Origin of the sequence: Sodalis sp. dw_96, from assembly GCF_018449575.1 — a bacterium.
Taxonomy (GTDB): Bacteria; Pseudomonadota; Gammaproteobacteria; order Enterobacterales; family Enterobacteriaceae; genus Acerihabitans.
The window spans coordinates 1-4,054 of sequence record NZ_JAAVUT010000042.1 but is presented as its reverse complement, the minus strand read 5'-3'; the positions used below and the strand labels follow the sequence as shown (position 1 = coordinate 4,054).

The window sequence follows — 4,054 nt, the reverse complement described above, 5'->3', positions numbered from 1 at the left end:
TGACACCACCGGCATGCTGGGGATGAAATACCTGTTTTGACATTAGATAGGGAAATTAAATCAAAAGACGTCACGGCATCTGAAGGTTGCAGACACTTTTACAAGAGTATCATTTTCCGCCAGCCGATAATCATACAAATTAAAGGAATGAAAATTATGCGTAAAATAATTCCTGTAGCGCCTCCGCCTTCAGTTCCTATTTATTTATATTTTAATAAAAGAATATCTTTTAAACTTAATGTCATAGATAAATTTAATATCATTGCCGCTGCCATAACGCTAAGTTTTTCTGCCGCACCAGAAAAAGCACTGGCGGCTTGCGCCCCCGCGTCGGCGGATGGCGTTACCACCACCTGCGATGATACCTCGTTGCACACCACCACCCTCGGCAATGGACCCGGTTTGGATAACGTGACAATTAACGTTCTGCCTTCCGCGCAAATTGATACCGGTGAATTCAGTGCCATCAGCCTAGACTCCGATTCCGCCATTATACTGCAAGACGGCGCCGTGGTACAAAATGACGCTAATGGCACCGGCGGCCCGGGTAACTGGGGGACGGGGCAAAATACCATCGAGTTTAATAACAATACTACCCTGACGGTGGACCGCGGGGCTAAGGTGTTGGCGCAAGGCACTCCCGGCTCCAGCGCCGCTATTTATATTAAGGGTTTACAAGATAGAAATATTAATTATGGTTTAATCCAAAGCTCGAACGGTCCGGCCATCTTGATTGGCACTGGCTCCTCAATATACGTAGGAGCAATCGATAACTACGGAACAATTTCCGCAACAACTCCTGAAAATCTTGTTATAGATATTCCAAAAAAACACTATGCAGTTAACAAATCAAACCGGGGGTGTCATTATCGGGTCTATAAAAGCTAATTTAGTATATCTTTAAGCTGGCTCGGTTCTTGATAGTGATAGCGTCGAACCTGGCGATGCCACTACCGATAGTGTAATTGGTCTGATAGACGGGACCGAAAGCTCCTTAACGGCAGAAAATATCTTATCAGCCAGAATAGTAAACTTCACATACTTAGTTAAAGATGGTGATAGCACATGGAAAGTAACTAGCCCGCTTAGCGGCCTCGTCAAGGTCACCATCTTTGGTGGTACTCTGGCCTTGACCGGACACAATTCCTATACTGGTAGCACTACTATTAGTAAAGGCACACTGGCCGCCGAGGCCGCCAACACCTTCAGCCCAAATTCCGCTTATTTTATGGGTTCCACTGATAACATGGACTTAAATGGGTATAACCAGACTATTTCCAGTATGGAAAATAGAGGCACAATTAATATTAACAATAGCGGCACCGGCACCGTCGGTACCGTGCTTAACGTCACCGGCAATTATACCGTCAATCGTGGCCGTAATGGCCGGCTGAATTTCAACGCCAAGCTCTCCGATGACGCCTCCGACTCCGAACGGCTGATTGTCGGCGGCAACACCGCCGGCGATAAATTGGTGAGCGTTAGCAACGCCGGCGGCAGCGGCGCCCAGACCGTTGACGGCATCGAGCTGATTTCGGTGGGCGGCAGCTCGGACGGCGTGACCATCAAAGAGTCAGGAGCGGCCAATATCGGCGAGCTGAAGCTGGGAATGAACGGGCAGCTTAATAAAAACTTCAATCTATGGGGCAGCATGGGCCAGCAGGTAGTAATAAAGGCTACAGCGACACCGCCGGCATGCTGGGGATAAAATATGTGTTTTGATAATATAACTAAATCAGACTGGGTTTTTCGGTATTCGACGAAGAACCGCGCCAAAGAGAATGTATCAACGGAGGACCGCGTTTGCCGAAGCCTGATCCACGATTGAAGCTGCCGCCTCTACGTTTTTATGATTTCCTGCTCACATAAAATGAATTTATTCACAATGAAAAGTGGTAATTATTTTGATTTCTAGATAATGTCAGATTTTGAAGTTGAAAATACTTAACGGAATAATTTACTTCAACAAGGCTCTCGCCAATTTTACAAAATAACGCTGAAAGCTTGCCATATCTGATACATGTTAGAGAACAGCACGCATAGGTCCATGATACAGTTCAGTTAGAGAATACATCTATAATCTGATTAAAGCATTAAGCCATGACGGTTCAAAATATAGAAGGAGTATTATAGATGGGCAATTTTTCTTAAGCATCTTTAATGTTCCCAGCATTCTGTTAGCTAAACGTATCGTCATTTTACATAATAAAAGGAATAAATGAATCTAATATCATAAACGCCGCTTTTGCATTAGGTCTCTTTACAATAGCAGAGCAGCGTAGTCAGCTTGTAGCCTTAACCCGGTAAGCGGAAGCCGCAATATGTGATACGGCATTACACAAAATAATCACTGCCGGCATGAGCTCCGCATTAAACAATCTGATCATCAGCGTTAAATATGTCGCCTCGGTTAATACCGAAGCAGACACTGTGTCTGATGATTGATGATTGATGATTGATGACATTTTTGAATGAATACTTTTCGATAAACAAAAATGAAACAGGTGAAAGGAATAAAATTATGCGTAAATTAACTTTACTGCCGTCCACATCTTCAGGTTCAAACATTTCACGCGTTAATATAAAAACAGTATTTCGATCAAAAAGTATAAGTCAATTAAGTGTTGTTGCCGCGGCCATTGTCCTCAGTTTATATGCCGTACCTGAAAAAGCCTCAGCGGCCTGCAACCCCGCGCCGGAGGATGGTCTTACCACCACATGCGATACTTCCTCGGTCCATGCCACTACCCTTGGCAACGGTCCCGGGTTAAATAATGTAACCATTAATCTGGAGCCTGAGGCCCTGATAAATACGGCCGCCGCCACCGCTGTTAGCCTCGATTCCAATGCCACAATCACCTTAGGAAGCCAGTCCAGGGTGCAAAACTTCGCTGACGGCACCTTGAATGGGCCTTGGGGACGTGGTGCAAATACAATTGAATTCAACAATGATAACACTCTGTCCTTGGGAGATCACACATTGGTGCTGGCGGAAGGAACAACGGGTGGTACTGACACTGACAATGCTGTTCATATTATGGGTGCCGGAAACACCATTCTAAATCACGGTCAGATAATTAGTAATAAGAGTAATGCCATTCAAATTGATGCGGCTACAGGCCTAAATACCATTGATAACTACGGCTCTATTGTTGCTGAAAATGGCGGCGGTGTCGCCATCTCCAGCAGTTTCGGTGACTCAAGTGTTTCGATTATTAACCACTCTCCCGCCATAATCTTCGGATCAATTGATTTAGGCGGCGGTAATGATAGCATAACGCTTGAATCAGGAACGACAGTGATTGGTACTATCAATGGCGGCGGCGGCATCAACACCCTAACTCTAGAGGGGCCGGCTGTCCCAATTGTTGGATCAACCACTATACCACGCAATATCACTAATTTTGCTAGCTTGACCATCAACGGCCAGGCTAATTGGTTCCTTCCAGGCGGACTCACCAATATTAACAACGTCACCATCAACGCAGGCGGCCTGGAACTGGCTGGCAGCAACAGCTACGCCGGCGATACCCTTATCAACGGCGGCCAATTGGCCGCCCGGGCCGTGGGGACTTTCAGCCCCAATTCCGCCATTATCATCGCCCCGGCCGGCCGCATAGTTTCAAACGGCTATAACCAAACCATTCCCAGCGTCAGCAATGCCGGCGTCATCAACCTTAACGGCGCCGCCGCCTTGGCCGCCGGCACCGAGCTTACCGTTACCGGCGACTATGTCGGCAATAACGGCCTATTATACTTCACTGCCAAACTCTCCGACGACGCCTCACAGTCCACACGCCTGATTGTCGAGGGCAATACCTCCGGCGATACCCTGGTCGCCGTCAGCAATGGCGGCGGCAGCGGCGCCCAGACCGTGGACGGCATCGAGCTGATTTCCGTGGGCGGTAGTTCGGACGGCGAATTTACCCAATCCGGCCGTATCGTCGCCGGCGCCTATGATTATACCCTGGAGCGCGGCACCGGCACCAACGCCGCCAACTGGTATCTGAACAGCTCAACGGCCGCGCCGGCGCCGGGACCATCGCCGGAGCCG

Annotated in this window: 3 protein-coding genes; all 3 read left to right on the top strand. The window is 47.8% G+C overall.

Annotated features, from left to right (window positions below; genetic code table 11):
- Window positions 1-156 precede the first annotated feature (156 nt).
- Window positions 157-888 carry a hypothetical protein gene (locus tag HB631_RS26625; protein WP_213994186.1) on the top strand — a complete coding sequence of 244 codons (732 nt, stop codon included), beginning with the start codon at window positions 157-159 and terminating at the stop codon, window positions 886-888.
- A 394-nt stretch (window positions 889-1,282) separates the two neighbouring features.
- Window positions 1,283-1,708, top strand: a complete 426-nt coding sequence (locus HB631_RS26620) for an autotransporter outer membrane beta-barrel domain-containing protein (RefSeq protein ID WP_255557337.1) — start codon at window positions 1,283-1,285, stop codon at window positions 1,706-1,708.
- Window positions 1,709-2,458: 750 nt separating this feature from the next.
- Window positions 2,459-4,054: autotransporter outer membrane beta-barrel domain-containing protein (locus HB631_RS26615; protein WP_213994184.1), on the top strand; the 1,596-nt coding region annotated here is incomplete at its 3' end.